This window comes from Pseudomonas sp. P4_C3 (assembly GCF_056402075.1).
Genome location: NZ_JBFUIC010000085.1, coordinates 1 through 19,653, shown reverse-complemented (window position 1 = coordinate 19,653; position 19,653 = coordinate 1). Strand labels below are relative to the sequence as shown.

Genomic DNA, 19,653 nt, shown 5'->3' with positions numbered 1-19,653 from the left:
TCGTTGCGCAGCGAATCAACCCCTGTCGAAGACCTGCTGGCCGAAGTGCAGCGTTTCGACCCGCCGGTACAGAACACCCGCCGCTTCGTCGCCGCCCCCTGCGAGATTGACGGGGTGCAGCTGAAAGCCGCAGACGTGATCCTGGTGCTGCTGGCCTCGGCCAATCGCGACCCGCAGCTCAACGACAACCCCGACACCTTCCTGCTCGACCACCCGAACCGGCGCAGCTTCACCTTTGGTGCGGGGCGCCATCAATGTCCGGGGCAACGACTGGCGTTATGCATTGCTGGCGCCACCGTCCGGCAAATTCTGGCGATGAAGCCGGCACTGGATCGCCTGACCTGGCATTACCGCCCGTCCGTGAATGGACGGATTGCGCTGTTCAGTGACCGACCGAAAACCGCTCAAGCAGTGCGGTATTCGACGGTCAGGTGAGACAACTCACGGACCGGCGCCAAGCGTTCGCGTTGGCTAGCCAGCTTCAAGTCAATCATCCCGCGTCAGCACTTCCAGCAATTCAATTTCGAAGATCAGGTTCGAATTCGGCGTGATCTTGCCCATGGTGCGTTCGCCATAGGCCAGGTGCGCCGGCACCAGCAACTTGCGCTTGCCGCCGACCTGCATGCCCATGATGCCCAAATCCCAGCCCTTGATGACCCGCCCGGTGCCGATCACGCACTGGAAGGGTTTGCCACGGCTGTAGGAAGAGTCGAATTCGCTCCCGTCCTCCAGCCAGCCACGGTACTGGGTGGTGATCAGCGCGCCTTTGATGGCGGCTTTTCCGTCACCCACTTGCAGATCGATTACCTGAAGCTCGTCATTCATTGAATTCACTCGTATGCTCACTCGCCCTCAAGGGCCTGACGGGCGCCGTTTTCCCAGATTTGCTCTCGATTGGCAACCATTGCCGTCTCCGCGCGCGGCGTTTAAAGCTGTTTACTGAACTAAAATAATCAACAATTACCCGTACGGTTCACCGCCCTGAAGGCCACCCCCGAATGATCCTGCTCTGGACCAGCGTCATCCTTGGTTCAATGACGCTTACCCTGATCGTCGCGCTGGTCTGGCGCGAACGCTCGCTGCACAAGCGGCTGGCGGAGTATCGCGCGATCATCAACAGCCTGTCCGAAGGCCGGAGCATCCACCAGGATGACGACGCCGAGCGCTTCAAACGCAGCCAGTATTTCGCTCGTATCGGCACCTGGGATTGGGATGTCGACACCGACCGGTTGTACTGGTCAGATGCAATTTTCGGCATGTTCGGCTTCAAGATCGGCGAAGTGATGCCCTCTTACGCCCTGTTCTGCTCCTGCGTGCATCCGGACGACCGGCACAGGGTTCGGGCCGGCGAACTGCGTTGCCTGGAAACCGGCGAAAACCATGACGAGGAGTACCGCGTGGTCTGGCTCGACGGAACGATCCGCTGGCTGCGGGAAACCGGCAACGTGGTCAAGAATGACCACAACGAAACGATCAAGATGATGGGCGTGGTACGCGACATCACCGAAGAAAAGGCCTCGGCCAACTACCTCAAGCACCTGGCCCATTACGACCGGCTGACCGGCCTGCCCAATCGCCTGGTGCTCGAAGAGCGCCTGTCCGAAGCGCTGGAACAGGCACGCGCCGGTGCCACGCGGGTGGCGCTGGTGTTTGTCGACCTCAATGGTTTCAAGGCCATCAACGACCGCTATGGTCATGCGGCGGGCGACCGGGTGCTGGTCACGACCGCCACACGGCTCAAGCGCATTCTGCGTGGCACCGACACCGTCGCCCGGATCGGCGGCGACGAATTCGTAGTCATCCTCCAGGACCTGCCCCAAGGTAAAAGCCTGCAAGACGAAGCGCGCACCATCTGCCAGAAAATCTTCGTCGAACTCTCCCCGCCCGTCACCATCGGCAACGACCAGCGCCACATCGGCACCAGCCTCGGCGTCGCCGTGTTCCCCGATCATGCGCCGAGCATCGACCGCTTGCTGCACATTGCCGACCTGGCGATGTATGAGGCCAAGCGCAGCGGGAACAATCAGTATCGGCTGGGCACCGAGAGCGTAGTGCGGGCACATAACGAATAGCGTTTCGTCGACGGGTGCCTGTACCGGTAACTGCACGAGCACGTCCACGAATGCATTGATCCACTTCACACATCAATGCATGCCAACTATGCAATTAACATATCGATCCCCCTGCTCCACTATCCGCCCCAATAAGAACCGTGCGCCGCGTCCAGGCAGCGCACGTCATAAAAGCGGTGGAGTATTTATCGATGACAGCCTCAATCCCGCGCGGACGCTCTCGCGCCAGTGCCATTTTCCGGGTCACCTCGGGCAACTTCCTCGAACAGTTCGACTTCTTCCTTTTTGGTTTCTATGCCACGCAAATCGCTGCCGTATTCTTTCCGGCCAGCAGCGAATTCGCCTCGCTGATGATGACCTTCGCAGTGTTCGGCGCAGGCTTTCTGATGCGTCCGTTGGGCGCGGTGGTGCTGGGTGCCTATATCGATGATGTGGGCCGACGCAAAGGGTTGATCGTGACTCTGTCGATCATGGCCAGCGGCACCATCCYGATTGTGCTGGTGCCCGGCTACGAAACCATCGGCTTGTTCGCCCCGGCCCTGGTGCTGATCGGGCGGCTGCTGCAGGGCTTTTCCGCCGGTGCGGAATTGGGCGGCGTGTCGGTGTATCTCGCCGAGATCGCCACACCCGGCCACAAGGGCTTTTTCACCAGTTGGCAGTCGGGCAGCCAGCAAGTGGCGATCATCGTCGCCGCCGCGCTGGGTTACGCCTTGAACCAGTGGATGGCGCCGAGTGTGATTGCCGATTGGGGCTGGCGGATTCCGTTTTTCGTCGGCTGCATGATCGTGCCGTTCATCTTCCTGCTGCGCCGCAACCTGGAAGAAACCGAAGAGTTCGCCACCCGTAAACACCGCCCGAGCATGGGTGAAGTGTTCCGCACCCTGGGGCAAAACTGGCTGACCGTGTTCGCTGGCATGATGATGGTCGCCCTGACCACCACCGCGTTCTACCTGATCACGGTGTACGCGCCGACCTTCGGTAAAACCGTGCTGCACCTGAGCACGTCCGATGCGCTGCTGGTGACATTGCTGGTCGGCGTCTCGAACTTCATCTGGCTGCCGATTGGCGGAGCCCTGTCCGACCGAATCGGTCGCCGCCCGGTGTTGATTGTCATGGCTGTGCTGGCCATCGCCACCACCTATCCGATGCTGACCTTTCTGGTCAACGCGCCCAGCTTCATCCACATGCTGCTGGTGTTGCTGTGGCTGTCGTTCATCTACGGCCTGTACAACGGCGCAATGATCCCGGCGCTGACGGAGATCATGCCAGTGGAAGTCCGGGTGGCCGGTTTCTCCCTCGCCTATAGCCTGGCCACGGCCGTGTTCGGCGGGTTCACCCCGGCGATGTCGACCTTGCTGATCCAGTACACCGGCGACAAGGCGGCGCCGGGTTACTGGATGAGCTTTGCAGCCCTGTGCGCGCTGTGCGCGACGCTCATGCTCTATCGACGCGCCTCGAACCATCTGCAACCGGTGGCCTCGTGAACCGGCCCTTTATCGAGAACTTGACCATGAAAAAAACCTTCAGTTTTGCCGCCCTTGCGTTGGTGGCCAGTCTGGGCTTGAGCGGCATTGCCCAGGCTGAAGAGATCCGTGTGATGACCTCCGGCGGCTTCACGGCGGCCTACAAGATCCTCGGCCCGAAGTTCGCCGCCTCCACTGGCAACACCCTCGACACCGCACTCGGCCCCTCCATGGGCAAGGCCCCGGAAGCGATCCCCAATCGCCTGGCCCGGGGTGAGCAAGCCGACGTGGTGATCATGGTCGGCTACGCGCTGGACGATCTGATCAAACAAGGCAAAGTCGATCCCGCTTCAAGAGTCGAACTGGCGGATTCGCGCATTGGCCTGGTGGTGCGCGAAGGTGCGCCGAAACCGGATATCAGCAACGTCGAGGGCCTGAAAAAGACGCTGCTCGACGCCAAATCAGTGGCCTACTCAGACAGCGCCAGCGGCGTGTACATCGAGCAGCAGCTGTTCAAGCGCCTGGGGATCGAGGACCAGCTCAAGCCAAAGTCGACCATGGTGCCGAAAATCCCCGTGGGCTCGGTGGTTGCCACCGGTGACTATCAACTGGGTTTCCAGCAGGTCAGCGAACTGTTGCCGGTGCCGGGGGTCAGTTTCGTGGCGAAGATTCCGGAGTCGGTGCAGTCGGTCACCCGGTTTGCCGCCGGCATCCCGGTAGGTGCACAGCACCCGGCCGAAGCCAAGGCACTGCTGGAGTACCTGGCCTCGGCCCAGGCTCAACCGGACGTGAAAGCGACCGGACTGGACTCGGTCAGTCACTGACCGACGGCTGCAGGACTTTCATCTCCACCACCAGCCGTTCCAGCTCCAATGCCGCCGGGGTCAGGGTTCGACCCCGGCGCTTGATCAGACCGACGCTGCGCATCACTTGCGGTTCGGTCAATGGCACCCGCGTCAGGATCGGATGATCCGCCGCCGGCATCGCCATCAACGGCACCGCCGCCACGCCCAACCCGGCCTCCACCAGACCGATCATGGTGGTCACGTGCCGGGTTTCGCAGATGCTCGGCCGCTGCGGCACCACGCCGGTCAGCGCCTGGTCCAGCAGAAAACGGTTGCCCGAGGTTTTATCCAGCGAGATGTAATCCTGCTGATAGAACTCGTCCCAGGTGACACTGCTTCGCCCCGCCAGCGGATGATCGCGCCGGCACGCCACGACATACCCCTCTTGCACCAAGGGCTCGAAATCCACTTCGGCTTCCAGGGTGCCCATGAAACTCAGGCCGAAATCCGCTTCGCCATTGACCACCGCGCTCAATACGTCGTGGGCGCTGGAGTCCAGCACCTTGACCTTGATCCGCGGAAACTGCCGGTGATAGTGCGCGATCACTCGCGGCATGAAGTAATACGCCGCCGAGGGTACACAGGCGACCGTGACATGGCCGAGCCGGGTCGAAGCGACTTCGCTGATGCCCAGCAACGCCACGTCCAGATCGTCCAGCAGGCGTTCGACGCTGGGCATGAAACCGCGGCCGGCCTGGGTCAGGCTGACCTTGCGCGTGGTGCGCTCGAACAGCCGCACGCCGAGGGCGTCTTCGAGTTTTTCAATGCGCCGGCTCAAGGCTGGCTGGGAAATACGCACCGTATCGGCGGCCTTGCGAAAGCTGCCCTGCTCGACCACGGCACGGAAGGCTTGCAGATCGTTGAGGTCGAAGTTGATCGCCATGGGGGCTACTCGAGAGGGACAGTTGGATTGATCAGCTAATTCTATAAATGTAACTAATTAATGCAAACTGTAACATCTGAGCCCGAGCGTTTTGCTGACGCCGAAGGGCCCAGCCTTTATTCTTGTCACCCCCGCTGTACCGAGTCCTGGAGTTTTCTCATGCCCCATGAAGGCAACCTGCTACAAGCTGCTGTCGTATTTCTGATGGCGGTCGTGCTCATCGTTCCATTGGCCAAGCGCCTGCAACTGGGGGCGGTGCTGGGCTACCTGTTCGCCGGAGTGATCATCGGCCCGTCGGTGCTGGGCCTGATCGACAACCCGCAAAGCGTGGCGAACATTTCCGAACTCGGCGTGGTGTTGCTGTTGTTCATCATCGGCCTGGAGCTGTCGCCGCGACGCTTGTGGGTGATGCGCAAATCAGTGTTCGGCGTGGGTCTGGCGCAAGTGCTGATGACCGGCTCGGTGATTGGCGTGGTGGCGCTGTGGGGCTTTGGCCAGCCGCTGAACACCGCAATCGTCCTGGGCCTGGGCCTGGCGCTGTCGTCCACGGCCTTCGGCCTGCAAAGCCTGGCTGAACGCAAGGAACTGACCAGCCCCCACGGGCGACTGGCGTTCGCGATTCTGTTATTTCAGGACATCGCCGCAATCCCCTTGATCGCCATGGTGCCGTTGCTGGCCGGCGGCGATCACAGCACCACCCCCAGTGAAGACCTGAACCATGGCCTGCAAGTCTTGGGCAGCATTGCGGTGGTGGTGATCGGCGGGCGCTATCTGCTGCGACCGGTGTTTCGCGTGGTGACCAAAACCGCGTTGCCAGAGGTCTCCACCGCCACGGCGTTGCTGGTGGTGATCGGCACGGCATGGTTGATGGAGCTGGCCGGTATTTCCATGGCCCTGGGTGCATTCCTCGCCGGCCTGCTGCTGGCGGACTCCGAGTATCGCCATGAACTGGAAGCCCAGATCGAACCGTTCAAGGGCCTGTTGCTCGGGCTGTTTTTCATCAGCGTCGGCATGGGTGCGAACCTGAGCCTGTTGCTGAGCACACCGGTCGCAGTGCTGGGCCTGACTCTGCTGCTGATCGCGATCAAACTGCCGCTGCTGTTTATTGTCGGGCGCCTGGCCGGCGGCTTGAACAAGGTCAGTGCGATCCGCCTGGGTATCGTGTTGGCGGCCGGTGGTGAATTTGCCTTTGTGGTGTTCAAGATCGGTCGCGATCACGGGCTGTTCGCGGCGCAACTGTATGACTTGCTGGTGTTGACCATCACCCTGTCCATGGCCGTGACGCCGCTGTTGCTGCTGCTTTGCGCACGCTTGGTCAGCCCGAAAGTGCAACCGGTGGAAGTACCGGAGAAGTTCCGCGAAATCGACACCGACGCGCCACGGGTGGTGATCGCCGGCATGGGTCGCATGGGCCAGATCATTGCGCGGATTTTGCGCGCACAGAACATCAAATTCGTGGCCCTCGACACCTCGGTGGAAACCATCGAGCTGTCCCGCAGCTTTGGTGGCGTGCCGGTGTTCTACGGCGACCCGATGCGCCCGGAAATCCTCAGCGCGGCCAAGGTCGGGGAAGCCGAGTATTTCGTGATCGCCACCGACGACCCGGACACCAACATCAAGACCGCCGAACTGGTGCGCAAGCTCTACCCGCAGATGAAAATCATCGCCCGTGCCCGTAACCGTCAGCATGTGCACCGGCTGATGGACGTCGGCGCTCACGCCGTGCGCGAAACCTTCCATTCGAGCCTGGAAATGAGCCGGCGAACCCTGATCGGGCTGGGTCTGACCCAGGCCCAGGCGGATGCGCGAATCAAACGCTTCAAGCAGCATGACGAAGAGGTGCTTGAAGCCCAGCACGCGGTGTATGACGACGCAGTGAAAGTGATGCAGACCGCGCAGGAAGCGCGGGTCGAACTGGCCAGGTTATTCGAGTCGGATCAACTGCAAGAGCAAGCGGGCACAAAATGAGGTGAATTTGAGGGCCCCTTCGCGAGCAGGCTGCTCACACGCTCTTCTGTAGGAGCGAGCCTGCTCGCGATGAACGATGACGCGGTGTGATGGATCAACAACAATTGCCAGGGAACCACCATGACTGACCAACCTGCCCCCGCCCTGAAGGAAATCTTCAACACCGAGCGCCTCCAGCACATCGCCAGCGAAATGACCGCGATCTATCCGCCATTCGAGGCCAGGCGCTTCCTGAAGCTGGCCCAGTCCGGCCTGGCAGACCTCAGCGTCATGCAGCGCATGGCCCGGGTCAGCGAATGCCTGCACGCGGTGTTGCCGCTGGACTATGAAGCGTCGCTGCAAGTGCTGCGCGCCCTCGCCCCGCGCCTCAACAGCGGCTTCGTCAGCATGTGCCTGCCGCACTACGTCGCCAGCTACGGCGCCCATGCGTTCGATCAGTCGATGGACGCGCTGAAGTACTTCACCGCTTTTGGCTCTTCGGAATTCGCGATCCGTCACTTTCTGCGCAGTGACCTCAAGCGCTCGCTCAAGCTGATGCATGCCTGGTCGCTGGACGACAACGAGCATGTGCGGCGCCTGGCCAGCGAAGGATGCCGGCCGCGCCTGCCCTGGTCATTCCGGCTGGAGCCCATCCAGGCCGATCCGACACTCGCCGCGAACATCCTCGACAACCTCAAGGCCGACACCAGCCTGTATGTACGCAAATCCGTGGCCAACCACCTCAACGACATCACCAAGGATCACTCCGATTGGGTGCTGGACCTGATCGAAGGCTGGGCGCTGGACAACAGGCACACCGCATGGATCGCCAGGCACGCCCTGCGCAGCCTGATCAAACAGGGCAACCCGCGGGCACTGGCGATCATCGGCGCGGGCGGCAAGCCTGAAGTCGAGATCGTCGATGTGAAAGTCGAACCGCCGGTGATTAGCCTGGGAGAAAAAATCACCCTGTCGTTTGCCGTCAAATCCACCGTTCAAAGCAGCCAACGCCTGGTGATCGACTACGCCATCGATTACGTCAAGGCCAACGGCAGCACCTCGGCGAAGGTATTCAAACTCAAGGCGCTGACGCTGCCGGGCAATGCCATCGAAGCCGTCAGCCGTGGTCAGCAGATCAAGGAACTCACCACCCGCCGGCATTATGCAGGGCGCCATGCGGTGCATGTCATGGTCAATGGTGAAAGGCTGGCCAGTACCGCGTTCGAGATTGTTGCTTGAAGCTCGGGATGGATATTGGATGTGCCGCCGCCATCGCGAGCAAGCTCGCTCCCACAGGGTGTTGCTGTGTTACACAGTTGGTGTGAACAACACAAAAACCTGTGGGAGCGAGCTTGCTCGCGATGGCGTCCGCTCAGGCGCCGTAAGAGGCTGGACCGAGCAGCAACCCCTGCTCACGCTCACACATCTCCACCACATAATCCCACAACACCCGCAACCGCACCGATTTGTGCAGCTCGCGACGCGTGCTGATCCAGTAGCTGCGCTGGATGCTTTCGTCCGGCAACAATGGCACCAGACCGGGATCAGCACTGGCCATGTAGCACGGCAGCACGGCAATCCCCAGGCCTGAGCGCGCCGCCTGTTGCTGGGCGATCACGCTGGTGCTGTGAAACACCACCTGCGGGTTGCGGCAGAAGCTGTTGAGGAACATCAGTTCCTGGCTGAACAGCAGATCGTCGACGTAGCCGATCCACGCATGACGCCCCAGGTCCTCACGACTGCGCAATGGCGGCGAACGATCGAGGTAGTCCTGGCTGGCATACAACGCCAGGCGATAGTCGGTGAGTTTGCGGGTGACCAGCATGTCAGCCGCCGGGCGCTCAAGGTGGATGCTGATTTCCGCCTCGCGGTTGAGGATGCTGACAAAACGCGGCACCGCCACCAGCTCCACTTCCAGCCCCGGATAGCGTTCGAACAAGCCGTTCATGCGACTGGCGAGGAACATGATGCCCAGCCCTTCGGTCACCCCGACGCGGATCTTGCCCAGCGGCGCGGTGGACTGGGTGATTTCCTCCTGGGCCAGCAACGCCACGTTCTCCATCGCCTCGGCGTGTTTAAGCAACGCCTCGCCCGCCGGGGTCATCTCATATCCCTGGGCATGTTGAACGAACAACGCCGTGCCGAGGCTCTTTTCGATGGCCTCGATGTGCCGCGCCACGGTGGCATGGGTGGTGTTCAGGCGGCGGGCGRCCGTGAGCAAACGCCCGCTGCGCTGCAATTCGAGAAAAAACCGCAGGTCATTCCAGTCGAACATGAATCGTCCTTGTTCTTTGCTGTTCGGGATGCTGTTTAAAAACGCACAGCGGCTGCGCAAAAACTAACATTCTTTTGACGAAAGCTAACAACTAGGATGACAGACAACAAGAACAACAAAACGAGGTCAGGGATGCAGACTCCCCTGGATGAATACGATTACATCGTGGTCGGGGCCGGGCCGGCCGGGTGTCTGCTGGCCAATCGACTGTCGGCCAACCCGCAACATCGTGTGTTGTTGCTCGAAGCCGGTGGCCGAGACAACTACGCGTGGATTCACATCCCCGTGGGCTACCTGTTCTGCATCGGCAACCCGCGCACCGACTGGTGCTTCAAGACCGAAGCGCAACCGGGCCTGCAAGGCCGCGCCCTGAGCTACCCGCGCGGCAAGGTGCTGGGTGGTTGCTCATCGATCAACGGCATGATCTACATGCGTGGCCAGGMCGCTGACTACGACCGCTGGGCCGCCGACGGCAACCCCGGCTGGAGCTGGCAGGACGTGTTGCCGCTGTTCAAGCAGAGTGAAAACCACTTTGCCGGCGCCGCCGAATTTCACGGTGCCGCGGGCGAATGGCGAGTCGAACGCCAGCGCCTGTCGTGGCCGATTCTCGACGCCTTCCGCAGCGCCGCCGAACAAAGCGGCATCGCCAGCATCGATGACTTCAACCAGGGCGACAACGAAGGTTGCGGCTATTTCCAGGTCAATCAGAAGGCCGGCATCCGCTGGAACGCGTCCAAGGCCTTTCTAAAACCCATTCGCCAGCGTCCGAATCTCACCGTACTGACCGGTGTCGAAGTCGATCGCGTGCTGCTGGACAATGGCCGCGCCTCGGCGGTCAGCGCCCGCTGGCAAGGCCAGTCGAAGACCTTCAAGGCGCGCAAGGAGATTGTCCTGTGTGCCGGCTCGGTCGGTTCGCCGAGCATCCTGCAACGCTCCGGCATCGGCCCGCGTCCGCTGCTGGAACGGCTGGGCATCGGTGTCGCCCATGAACTGCCCGGTGTCGGCGGTAACTTGCAGGATCACCTGCAACTGCGGCTGATCTACAAGCTGGAAAATGCCCGCACCCTGAACCAGATTGCCGGCAGCCTGTGGGGCAAGATGGGCATGGGCCTGCGCTACCTGTATGACCGCAGCGGTCCGCTGTCCATGGCGCCGAGCCAGTTGGGCGCCTTTGCCCGCTCGGGGCCGGAGCAGACTTCAGCCAACCTCGAATATCACGTACAACCGCTGTCGCTGGAGCGCTTTGGCGAACCGCTGCATGCGTTCCCGGCGTTCACCGCTTCGGTCTGCGATTTGCGTCCGCAAAGCCGTGGCCGAGTCGATATCCGCTCGGCCAACCCGCAAGAAGCACCGCTGATTCAACCCAATTACCTGAGCCACCCGGAAGACCTGCGGGTCGCCGCCGATGCCATTCGCCTGACCCGGCGCATCGTCGCCGCGCCGGCCCTGCGACCCTTCAATCCCGTGGAATATCTGCCCGGTGACAGCCTGCAAAACGAAGAACAGCTGCACGAAGCCGCCGCGCGGATCGGCACCACGATTTTCCATCCGGTGGGCACCTGCCGCATGGGCAACGACGCCGACGCCGTGGTCGATGCGCAGCTCATGGTCCATGGCATCCCCGGCCTGCGCATCGCCGACGCCTCGATCATGCCGCGCATCACCTCGGGCAACACCTGCTCGCCGACACTGATGATTGCCGAGAAGGCTGCGCAAATGATCCTCAACTCCACTGCAAACACAATCCCTGTAGGAGCGAGCCTGCTCGCGAAAGCGGTGGATCAGCCAGTATAAACGTTGAATGGAACGACGCCATCGCGACCAGGCTCGCTCCTACAAGGACCGCATTAGATTCACGGACATCGAGCATCACCCCTGCAAGGAACACGCAACACCAGTGGAACAACAAAAACAATCACTGTGAGGGATACCGGTATGTCAGAACACGTTCAGTCCCTGGAAGCCGTGCGCAGCGCGGGCACCAGTCAGGAAACCCAGAAAGTCATCTTTGCCTCGTCCCTCGGGACGGTCTTCGAGTGGTACGACTTTTTCCTCTATGGCGCCCTCGCGGCGGTGATCAGCAAGCAGTTTTTCGCCGGGGTAAACGACACCACAGCGTTCATCTTCGCGCTGATGGCCTTCGCCGCCGGCTTCATCGTCAGGCCGTTCGGTGCGCTGGTATTCGGTCGGTTGGGGGACATGATCGGACGCAAGTACACCTTCCTCGCCACCATCATTCTCATGGGCCTGGCAACGTTCTGCGTCGGATTGCTGCCGACCTACGCCAGTATCGGCATCGCTGCGCCGATCATCCTGGTGGTGTTGCGCATGCTCCAGGGCCTGGCCCTGGGCGGTGAGTACGGCGGCGCCGCGACCTATGTCGCCGAACACGCGCCCGTCGGCAAGCGGGGCTTCCACACCAGCTGGATTCAGTCCACCGCGACCCTGGGCCTGCTGCTGTCGCTGCTGGTGGTACTGGGCTGCCGCTACTTCACCGGCGATCAGTTCGAAGTCTGGGGCTGGCGTATTCCGTTCCTGTTTTCCATCGTGCTGCTGGGCATCTCAACCTGGATTCGCATGAGCCTGCACGAGTCGCCGGCCTTCGTGAAAATGAAAGAAGAAGGCAAGTTGTGCAAACAGCCGATTCGCGACTCCTTCGGTAAATGGGAAAACCTCAAGGTGGTGCTGATCGCGCTGTTCAGCATCAATGCCGGGCAAGCGGTGACCTTCTACGCCGCGCAATTCTATGTGCTGTTCTTCCTCACCCAGTTCCTGAAAATGGACCCGGCGGTGGCCAACGGTCTGCTGATTGTCAGCGTGACCATCGGCGCCCCTTTCTTCATTTTCTTTGGCTGGCTGTCGGACAAGGTCGGGCGTAAGCCGGTGCTGATGCTCGGCCTGCTGCTGGCCACCGCGCTGTACTTCCCGATCTTCAAGACCCTGGCCCACTACGCCAACCCGGCCATCGACCAGGCCAGTCGCCAGGCACCGATCACCGTAATGGCCGACCCGGCCACCTGCACCTTCCAGTTCGACCCGGTGGGCAAGGCGAAATTCGACAGCCCGTGCGACAAGGTCAAGACCTTCCTGGTCAAGCAGGGCCTGCCGTACCAGAGCACAGCGGCCCCGGCCGGCAGCGGCGTGCAGGTGAGCGTCGGTGACGTGAAGATCGATGGTTTCGACGAAGCCGCCTTGCGCGGTGCCGTGACCCTCGCCGGTTACCCGCAACAGGCGGACATGCAGCAAATCAACAAACCGATGATCGTGGCGCTGATTGTCGCGCTGATCATTATTTCCGCGATGTGCTACGGCCCGCTGGCGGCGCTGATGGTCGAACTGTTCCCGACCCGCATCCGCTACACCTCGATGTCCCTGCCCTATCACATCGGCAACGGCTGGTTCGGCGGCTTTTTGCCGACAGTGTCGTTCGCGCTGGTGGTGTACACCGGGGACATCTTCTACGGGCTGTGGTATCCGGTGGTGATCACCGGGGTGAGCCTGGTGGTGGGGATGATCTGCCTGCGTGAGACGCGCAACGTGGATCTCGACAAGAACTGAGGTCATTGCTCGCGACGAGGGAGCGGGTCCCTCGTCGCGGCTATCAGCCACAATCAAACTTCGGCATCGAGCAGTTCGAACTTCACCTGATCCRGATAGAACGCCATGTACCCGCGGATTTGTTCTACCGACACCTTGGGGTCCTCGTAACTCCACACCGCATTGGCACCTTCATGCCCTGACACCTGCAAACTGAAATAGCTGGCATCGCCCTTGTACGGGCAATAACTGGTGTGGTCGGTGCGGGCGTAATACTTCTCGTCGATATCCTCTCGCGGCACGTAGTACACCGGCGGGTAGTTGGCCTCCAGCAACACCAGGGCTCGCGCCGAGGCCGCCACTTGAATGCCGTGAAATCTCACCAGCAGACAGCCAGGCTGCTCGGCGATGGTGATGACAGGGCTAGGACCGGAGCTTTTCATGGAATGCGTTCCTCATGACGGTGATGGACCTGCAAATCGTTGTAGGAGCGTGGCTTGCCCGCGATGGGCTGCGCAGCAGCCCCAAAACCTGAGACCACGATTTATCAGGTATAACCCAAGTTTCACCCTCGCGACGGCTTCGCAGCCGAACGGGAGCGACACACCAAGCTGTACATCCATACAGATAAAGATTGCTCCATCGTCCATCAAGCGCCATTCTGTGCACCTCTCGCACATTGATCGACGATGGTGGTTATGCGGCTGTACCTCTGTGAAAAACCTTCCCAGGCCAAAGACATCGCGGCAGTCCTCGGCGCCAGGCGCCGGGGCGATGGCTGCTGGCTGGGAACGGATGTCACGGTGACCTGGTGCATCGGCCACCTGCTGGAAACCGCACCGCCGGACGCCTACGACGCACGCTACAAGCGCTGGGTGCTGGCGGACCTGCCGATCATTCCCGAAAAGTGGAAAATGACCGTCAAGCCGCGCACCGCCAGCCAATACAAGGCGGTCAAGCGTCTGCTCGGTGAAGCGTCCGAACTGATCATTGCGACGGACGCCGACCGCGAGGGCGAGATGATCGCCCGGGAACTGGTGGAGCATTGCCGCTATCGCGGGCCGATCCGCCGCCTCTGGTTGTCGGCGCTGGACGATGCGTCCATTCGCAAGGCCCTGGCGGCACTTAAACCGGGGAACGAGACCTTCAGCCTCTATCACTCGGCCCTGGGGCGTTCCCGGGCCGACTGGCTGATCGGCATGAACATGAGTCGGCTGTTCACCCTGCTGGGGCRCCAATCCGGTTACCAAGGCGTGTTGCCGGTCGGCCGGGTGCAAACGCCGACCTTGCGCCTGGTGGTGGATCGCGATCGCAGCATCGCCGACTTTGTGCCCGTCGCCTATTGGGCCATCGATGTGCAACTGCTGCACAACGGCACTGCGTTCACCGCTCAATGGCGCGCGGCATCGGACCTTTGCGACGATCAGGACCGCTGCCTGAATCAGGCGCTGGCGCAACAAGCGGCGGCCGCCATGAGCGGCGCGGCCAGTGCGCGGGTGATCAAACTGCGCACCGAGCGGATGCGCGAAGTGGCCCCGCTGCCGTTCGATCTGGGCACCCTGCAGGAGGTCTGCTCGAAGAAGCTCGGCCTCGGCGCCCAGGAAACCCTCGACATCGCCCAGGCGCTGTACGAAACCTACAAAGTCATTACCTATCCGCGCAGTGATTGCGGCTACTTACCCCTCAGCCAGCACAGCGAAGCGCCGGCCATTCTGGCGGCGTTGCGCCAGGCCGATCCGGCGTTGAGCGCCTTGCACGATCACCTTGATCCGCAACGGCGCTCACGGGCCTGGAACGATGCCAAGGTCAGCGCACACCACGGCATCATCCCCACCGCTGCGGCGAAAAATCTCGACAAGCTGGCGGGCAAACAGCGCGCGGTCTACACCCTGATCCGCGCGCGATACCTGGCGCAGTTCCTGCCCAATCACGAATACGACCGCACCCAGGCCGACTTCGACTGCGCCGGCGAGGCCTTGCGCGCTGTCGGCAAGCAGATCATCGAGCCAGGCTGGAAACGCGCCCTGCCCGAAGCGCTGGCTCCGGCCAAGGGGCGCGAAGCTCCCGCGCCGCAGACCCTGCCCAACCTGGCCGAAGGCATCGATTGCGCAGTGGCCGGCGTGCAACTCAAAGACCTCTGGACGCAACCGCCAAAGCCGTTCACGGAAGGCGATCTGATCAAGGCCATGAAGAACGTCGCCAAACTGGTGGAAGACCCGCTGCTCAAGCAAAAGCTCAAGGACACCACCGGCATCGGCACCGAAGCGACTCGCGCGTCGATCATCCAGGGCCTGCTCGACCGTGGTTACCTGGTCAAGAACGGCAAGGCCCTGGCCGCGACGCCAGCCGCGTTCAGCCTGATCGACGCCGTACCGCGGGCCATCGCCGATCCGGGCACCACGGCGATCTGGGAGCAGGCCCTGGACATGGTGCAAAGCGGGGAAATGAGCCTGGAAGAATTCGTCACCAAACAGGCGGCATGGATGAGCAAGCAGGTCAGCCGTTGCGCCGGGCTGAGCATGACCATCAGCGGCCCGCCGCCCACCGGCTCCGCCGCAGCCTCTTGGAAGAAAAAACGTAAAGGCGCCCCGCGTAAACCAGCGAACGGCACCAAGCGCAGGGCAAAACCGGCAAGCAATACCTGAACCCGACACCGAACCTTGTGGCCAACCATAATGAAGGGTGTACCCGCCCCGGCGTATCTGGAGCCAACCCTTATGTCTTCGATAGAACTGCACGCCGCCCAACGCGATGAGCTGGAAACCATCGAGAACCTGATGCAGTTCTACACCTACGACTTCAGCGAATGGTTGCCGCTGAAACTGGGCGAATACGGTTTGTTCAACATCCTGCCCATGCCGGACTACTGGCGAAACCCGGCCACCCGCCCCTTCCTGATCAAGGTCGACGGAGAACTGGCCGGTTTCGCGACCGTGGATAACCAGACCCACCTACCCGGTGCCGAGTACAACATCGGCTATCTGTTTATCAGTCGACGCTTGCGTGGCCGGGGTGTCGCGCGATTTGTCGTTTCCACCCTCTTGAGCCGATTCCCCGGTCAATGGCAGATTTTCCACATCGAGGCGAACCAGCCGGCACGCCTGTTTTGGGCCGCCGTGATGCCGGGGCTCAGCGTTGTCGGACTCACCGTGCATCAGCAGGTCGTTGACCGCCATCCCTGCACTTTTTACCGCTTTGAGTGTCCGCCTTTGTCGTCCTGACCGACACGTCCTCGACTCCGCCCGCTAATTCCGAACAGCTTTGTCCGACAATATGTAGTGACTAAAAATATTCACTACAAAACCGTTGACGCCTTCGATCTGCCCTTGCATGATGCAGACGTCTCCCCGATCGGGAGTACAGGCAACACGTTTGAGCAAGCTCGTCTGACCGCCGAGCTGTTTTTCCCGGATACACGCTGCCCACAAGGCAGATTGAAGAAGCTGACCTGGCCTGAACGTCCAGTACAAGGGCGAGAAGACTTGGCGAGCAATCCTCATGACGCTTGTGGCCGACCCTGAAAACGTCGGCAGTGGCCTTAAGGTTTTCGCCGCTTCTCTTCGTTGTGACGCTATTGCGTAGCAGTTATTCAACACGACTACATGCAGCAGACGCAGGACCCCGCCCGATAAGGCGGTCGAACGCTGACGTCCTGGTTTCGGTGCCAGGGATCAACTAACCGATGGGCTACCTGTATTAGCGAATCAACTTTGAAAGATCACCAATTGGTCAAGGGACTTTATGATGAATCTGAACAATCAACCAACTATCGATGAACTGGCTCGTATCTTCGCTGCAAAAAAAGACAGCCACGACAACCATATTCTCTGGATCAGCAAGTGTGGCCAGGTTCATATCGACTGCCTGTCGCCGCACGCCCATGAAGCAGAGTTCGACCAGAACAACCAGAACCTGCTGGCCCGACTGAAGATGTACCGTCGCGGCCAGGGCTATGTCGGCAAGAAGGCCGCGGCCGACAAGGACTTCATCGGTAATGTTCTGCAAACCCTGAAACAGGCCTGGGCCTCGATGCAGAATCAGAACGAAGTTCGGGTGATTGACCGGTTCTACTGATTGAAATGAGTCACTACTGACTTATTGATAAACAAGGCCTGCTCCCAATAAGGAGCAGGCTTTTTTTTCGGGCTTTCACTGGTTTGAAGATCACGCGGTCTCTTGTAGGAGCTGGCTTGTCGGGTCGCCGCATCGCAGCGATGGTCGTTAACGAWAACGCGTGTAAACCGGATAAACGCGGCGCACTTGAGTCCATCGCCGGCAAGCCGGCTCCTACAGGGTTTTGTAGTGCTTATGAAAAATCAGCCCCCAACACCAGCTCCACAAACGCCAATGACGCCGCGCTGTGGTAGTTGTTATTGCGCCGCAGCAACGCCGCCCCACGTTCCGGTGCTGCACCAAGCATGGAAAGTCTGCGCAATGCCCGATCCTGGGTTGCGATGGGTTCCGGCAGGATGGTGGCAATCGCCGTGTGCCGAACGACTTCCAGCAACGTGTTGACCGAGTTCACTTCAATCACCACTTTGGGCGTGATCTGCGCCTGAGTGAAATACTCATCGATGCAGGTCCGGGTGATGTAGTCCGGGGTCAGCAGCGCGAATTCAAGGCGAGCCACCTCTTCTGCGGACAACGCGTCCTGATGTTCGTAAAGCGGATGATCCCACCCAACCATCAACCCCAGGGTTTCGGTAAAGGCCGGGATCGATTCGATGTCGGTGCTTCTCACCTGATCAAACGCAATCGCGATATCCAGCGAATCATCCGCCAGCCCCGCCTCGATCTCGTCCATCGATAGCTCGAAAATCTCCAGATGGATGTTCGGGTAACGCGCCAGGTAGTCGCGCACCAGCGGCCCTACCAGATAGGCCATGAAGGTCGGTGTCATGGCCAGGCGCAAGGTCCCGCGAGACAAATCCTTCACGTCATGCAAAGCACGCTTGCCCGCTTCCAGTTCCACCAACACCCGCCGCGCGCATTCAATGTAAGCCTCGCCGGCATCGGTGGGCTTGACCGTGCGCGAGGTGCGGTCGAACAGGCTCACACCGAGGGATTCTTCCAACTGCCGGATCTGCTGCGACAAGGTCGGCTGGGACACGTGCAGCATTTCGGCGGCGCGGGTGAATCCACCCTGGTCGGCCACCGCCAACAGGTAACGTAAATGTCGAAGCAACATGGGATTCTCAATCTATAGGCGGTACTTATGGATTGCATTGTATATCGGTCTTGGACGCTATGGATGGATCGGCAGAAGATGGCCCCACACCCAAGCGACACCCCTTCCGATAGGAGAATCACCATGCAACAGTCCCATGCCTACAACGACCCAAGCCTGGCCCTGACCACTTCTGTCCTGGACGCCAAGGCGCGCAAAAACCTGTCGTGGCAGGACCTGGCCGACGGCACCGGATTGAGCCTGGCCTACGTCACCGCCGCCCTGCTCGGCCAACACCCGCTGCCTGAAAGCGCTGCCAAAGTGGTCGGCGACAAGCTGGAACTGGATGCCGACGCCGTGGCCCGGCTGCAGATCATCCCGCTGCGCGGTAGTCTCTCGGGCGTGCCGACCGACCCGACCATCTACCGCTTCTACGAAATGATCCAGATCTACGGCACCACCCTCAAAGCCCTGGTTCATGAGCAGTTCGGCGACGGCATCATCAGCGCGATCAACTTCAAGCTCGACATGAAGAAAGTCGAAGATCCGGAAGGCGGCTCCCGCGCCGTCATCACCCTCGACGGCAAGTTCCTGCCGCTGCGTCCTTTCTAAGTTGCTAGCGGCTCGCACGCCTCGTGCGGGCCACACCCTGCTCCCCCTTGAGGACAAGAACATGAAAGCGCTCATCGACGGTTTTTTGAAGTTCCAGAAAGAAGCCTTTCCACAACGCACCGATCTGTTCAAGCACCTGGCCACGACCCAGCATCCGGGCACGCTGTTCATCACCTGTTCCGACAGCCGTGTAGTGCCGGAGCTGCTGACCCAACAAGAACCCGGTGAACTGTTCGTGATCCGTAACGCCGGCAACATCGTGCCGTCCTACAGCCCGCATCCGGGAGGTGTCTCGGCCACGGTCGAATATGCCGTCGCGGTACTCGGCGTGACTGACATCGTGATTTGCGGCCATTCGGACTGCGGCGCCATGACGGCCGTGGCCAAGTGCACATGCATGGATCACCTGCCCGCCGTCAGCGGCTGGCTGCAACATGCCGAGTCGGCGAAAGTGATCAACGAAGCCCGGCCACACACCAGTGAGGCGGCCAAGGTCAATTCGATGGTTCGGGAGAATGTCATCGCCCAACTGGCCAACATCCAGACACACCCGAGTGTGCGACTGGCCCAGGAAAAGGGCCTGTTGAACCTGCATGGCTGGGTGTACGACATCGAGACCGGTTCGATCGATGCGCTGGATGCCGACAGCCGAAGCTTTGTGTCGCTGGTCGAGCATCCGCGCACTTGTGCGGTATCGGCCAAGGCGATCAAAGCCGCTTGATCAGAACTGTCGTTTGCGTAAAAAAGTGACCGCCCTTGCAGCGGTCACTGGTTCCGCCACCTCAGCGTTTGACGCCCAGATCGATCTGGGTCATGCGGCTGCGAACGGTGAACACGCCATCACCCGAGAGA

The 19,653-nt window shown here is 60.9% G+C and carries 18 protein-coding genes; 13 read left to right on the top strand and 5 right to left on the bottom strand.

Annotated elements, in window-relative coordinates:
* A partial coding sequence (locus tag AC1DVH_RS15655; protein WP_477754569.1) for a cytochrome P450 occupies positions 1-435 on the top strand: 435 nt, incomplete at its 5' end.
* 51 nt (positions 436-486) lie between these two features.
* Here the strand turns inward: AC1DVH_RS15655 and AC1DVH_RS15650 are convergent.
* The gene (locus AC1DVH_RS15650) at positions 487-825 is read right to left on the bottom strand and encodes an FKBP-type peptidyl-prolyl cis-trans isomerase (RefSeq protein WP_477754568.1); all 339 of its coding nucleotides are present in this window, start codon (positions 823-825) and stop codon (positions 487-489) included.
* A 173-nt stretch (positions 826-998) separates the two neighbouring features.
* Here AC1DVH_RS15650 and AC1DVH_RS15645 point away from each other — a divergent pair, with 173 nt between their 5' ends.
* The 3 genes from AC1DVH_RS15645 to AC1DVH_RS15635 all read left to right on the top strand — a co-directional run bounded on the left by AC1DVH_RS15645 (position 999) and on the right by AC1DVH_RS15635 (position 4,359).
* Positions 999-2,072 carry a diguanylate cyclase domain-containing protein gene (locus AC1DVH_RS15645; protein ID WP_477754567.1) on the top strand — a complete coding sequence of 358 codons (1,074 nt, stop codon included), beginning with the start codon at positions 999-1,001 and terminating at the stop codon, positions 2,070-2,072.
* A gap of 191 nt (positions 2,073-2,263) precedes the next feature.
* Complete coding sequence (gene tcuC, locus AC1DVH_RS15640; protein WP_477754566.1) at positions 2,264-3,556, top strand: tricarballylate/proton symporter TcuC; 1,293 nt, start codon at positions 2,264-2,266, stop codon at positions 3,554-3,556.
* Between the two features lie 26 nt (positions 3,557-3,582).
* Positions 3,583-4,359, top strand: a complete 777-nt coding sequence (locus tag AC1DVH_RS15635) for a substrate-binding domain-containing protein (RefSeq protein ID WP_477754565.1) — start codon at positions 3,583-3,585, stop codon at positions 4,357-4,359.
* On the opposite strand, the gene AC1DVH_RS15630 is transcribed toward AC1DVH_RS15635, so the two are convergent.
* Entirely contained in the window at positions 4,349-5,263 is a 915-nt protein-coding gene (locus AC1DVH_RS15630; RefSeq protein WP_414918781.1) for a LysR family transcriptional regulator, read from the bottom strand. The two genes, AC1DVH_RS15635 and AC1DVH_RS15630, sit on opposite strands and share 11 nt — an antisense overlap.
* A gap of 159 nt (positions 5,264-5,422) precedes the next feature.
* Between AC1DVH_RS15630 and AC1DVH_RS15625 the strand changes: the two genes are divergently transcribed.
* Together AC1DVH_RS15625 and AC1DVH_RS15620 are read left to right on the top strand one after the other, a co-directional pair.
* Positions 5,423-7,231 (top strand): monovalent cation:proton antiporter-2 (CPA2) family protein, encoded by a 1,809-nt coding sequence (locus AC1DVH_RS15625; protein WP_477754564.1) that lies wholly within the window; start codon positions 5,423-5,425, stop codon positions 7,229-7,231.
* A gap of 120 nt (positions 7,232-7,351) precedes the next feature.
* Positions 7,352-8,449 (top strand): DNA alkylation repair protein, encoded by a 1,098-nt coding sequence (locus AC1DVH_RS15620; protein WP_477754563.1) that lies wholly within the window; start codon positions 7,352-7,354, stop codon positions 8,447-8,449.
* 133 nt (positions 8,450-8,582) lie between these two features.
* Here AC1DVH_RS15620 and AC1DVH_RS15615 read toward each other — a convergent pair whose 3' ends face one another.
* The gene (locus tag AC1DVH_RS15615; protein ID WP_477754562.1) at positions 8,583-9,485 is read right to left on the bottom strand and encodes a LysR family transcriptional regulator; all 903 of its coding nucleotides are present in this window, start codon (positions 9,483-9,485) and stop codon (positions 8,583-8,585) included.
* Positions 9,486-9,617: 132 nt separating this feature from the next.
* On the opposite strand from AC1DVH_RS15615, the gene AC1DVH_RS15610 reads away from it, so the two are divergent.
* Together AC1DVH_RS15610 and AC1DVH_RS15605 are read left to right on the top strand one after the other, a co-directional pair.
* A complete protein-coding gene (locus tag AC1DVH_RS15610; RefSeq protein WP_477754561.1) occupies positions 9,618-11,279 on the top strand; it encodes a GMC family oxidoreductase in 1,662 nt (553 codons plus the stop codon).
* Positions 11,280-11,420: 141 nt separating this feature from the next.
* Positions 11,421-13,043 (top strand): MFS transporter, encoded by a 1,623-nt coding sequence (locus tag AC1DVH_RS15605; protein WP_477754560.1) that lies wholly within the window; start codon positions 11,421-11,423, stop codon positions 13,041-13,043.
* A 53-nt stretch (positions 13,044-13,096) separates the two neighbouring features.
* Here the strand turns inward: AC1DVH_RS15605 and AC1DVH_RS15600 are convergent, their stop codons facing one another.
* Positions 13,097-13,465, bottom strand: coding sequence for a DUF427 domain-containing protein (locus tag AC1DVH_RS15600; protein WP_477754559.1), 369 nt, complete (start codon positions 13,463-13,465; stop codon positions 13,097-13,099).
* Between the two features lie 255 nt (positions 13,466-13,720).
* Between AC1DVH_RS15600 and AC1DVH_RS15595 the strand changes: the two genes are divergently transcribed.
* From AC1DVH_RS15595 to AC1DVH_RS15585, 3 genes are all read left to right on the top strand, one after another.
* Positions 13,721-15,667, top strand: a complete 1,947-nt coding sequence (locus tag AC1DVH_RS15595; protein ID WP_477754558.1) for a DNA topoisomerase III — start codon at positions 13,721-13,723, stop codon at positions 15,665-15,667.
* A 72-nt stretch (positions 15,668-15,739) separates the two neighbouring features.
* Positions 15,740-16,243 (top strand): GNAT family N-acetyltransferase, encoded by a 504-nt coding sequence (locus AC1DVH_RS15590; protein WP_477754557.1) that lies wholly within the window; start codon positions 15,740-15,742, stop codon positions 16,241-16,243.
* 523 nt (positions 16,244-16,766) lie between these two features.
* A complete protein-coding gene (locus AC1DVH_RS15585; protein ID WP_032829393.1) occupies positions 16,767-17,096 on the top strand; it encodes a hypothetical protein in 330 nt (109 codons plus the stop codon).
* A gap of 232 nt (positions 17,097-17,328) precedes the next feature.
* Here the strand turns inward: AC1DVH_RS15585 and cynR are convergent, their stop codons facing one another.
* Complete coding sequence (gene cynR, locus AC1DVH_RS15580; protein WP_477754556.1) at positions 17,329-18,210, bottom strand: transcriptional regulator CynR; 882 nt, start codon at positions 18,208-18,210, stop codon at positions 17,329-17,331.
* Positions 18,211-18,333: 123 nt separating this feature from the next.
* Between cynR and cynS the strand changes: the two genes are divergently transcribed.
* A complete protein-coding gene (gene cynS, locus AC1DVH_RS15575) occupies positions 18,334-18,801 on the top strand; it encodes a cyanase (RefSeq protein WP_007971791.1) in 468 nt (155 codons plus the stop codon).
* Positions 18,802-18,862: 61 nt separating this feature from the next.
* Positions 18,863-19,522 carry a carbonic anhydrase gene (locus AC1DVH_RS15570; RefSeq protein WP_477754555.1) on the top strand — a complete coding sequence of 220 codons (660 nt, stop codon included), beginning with the start codon at positions 18,863-18,865 and terminating at the stop codon, positions 19,520-19,522.
* Positions 19,523-19,653: the final 131 nt, after the last annotated feature.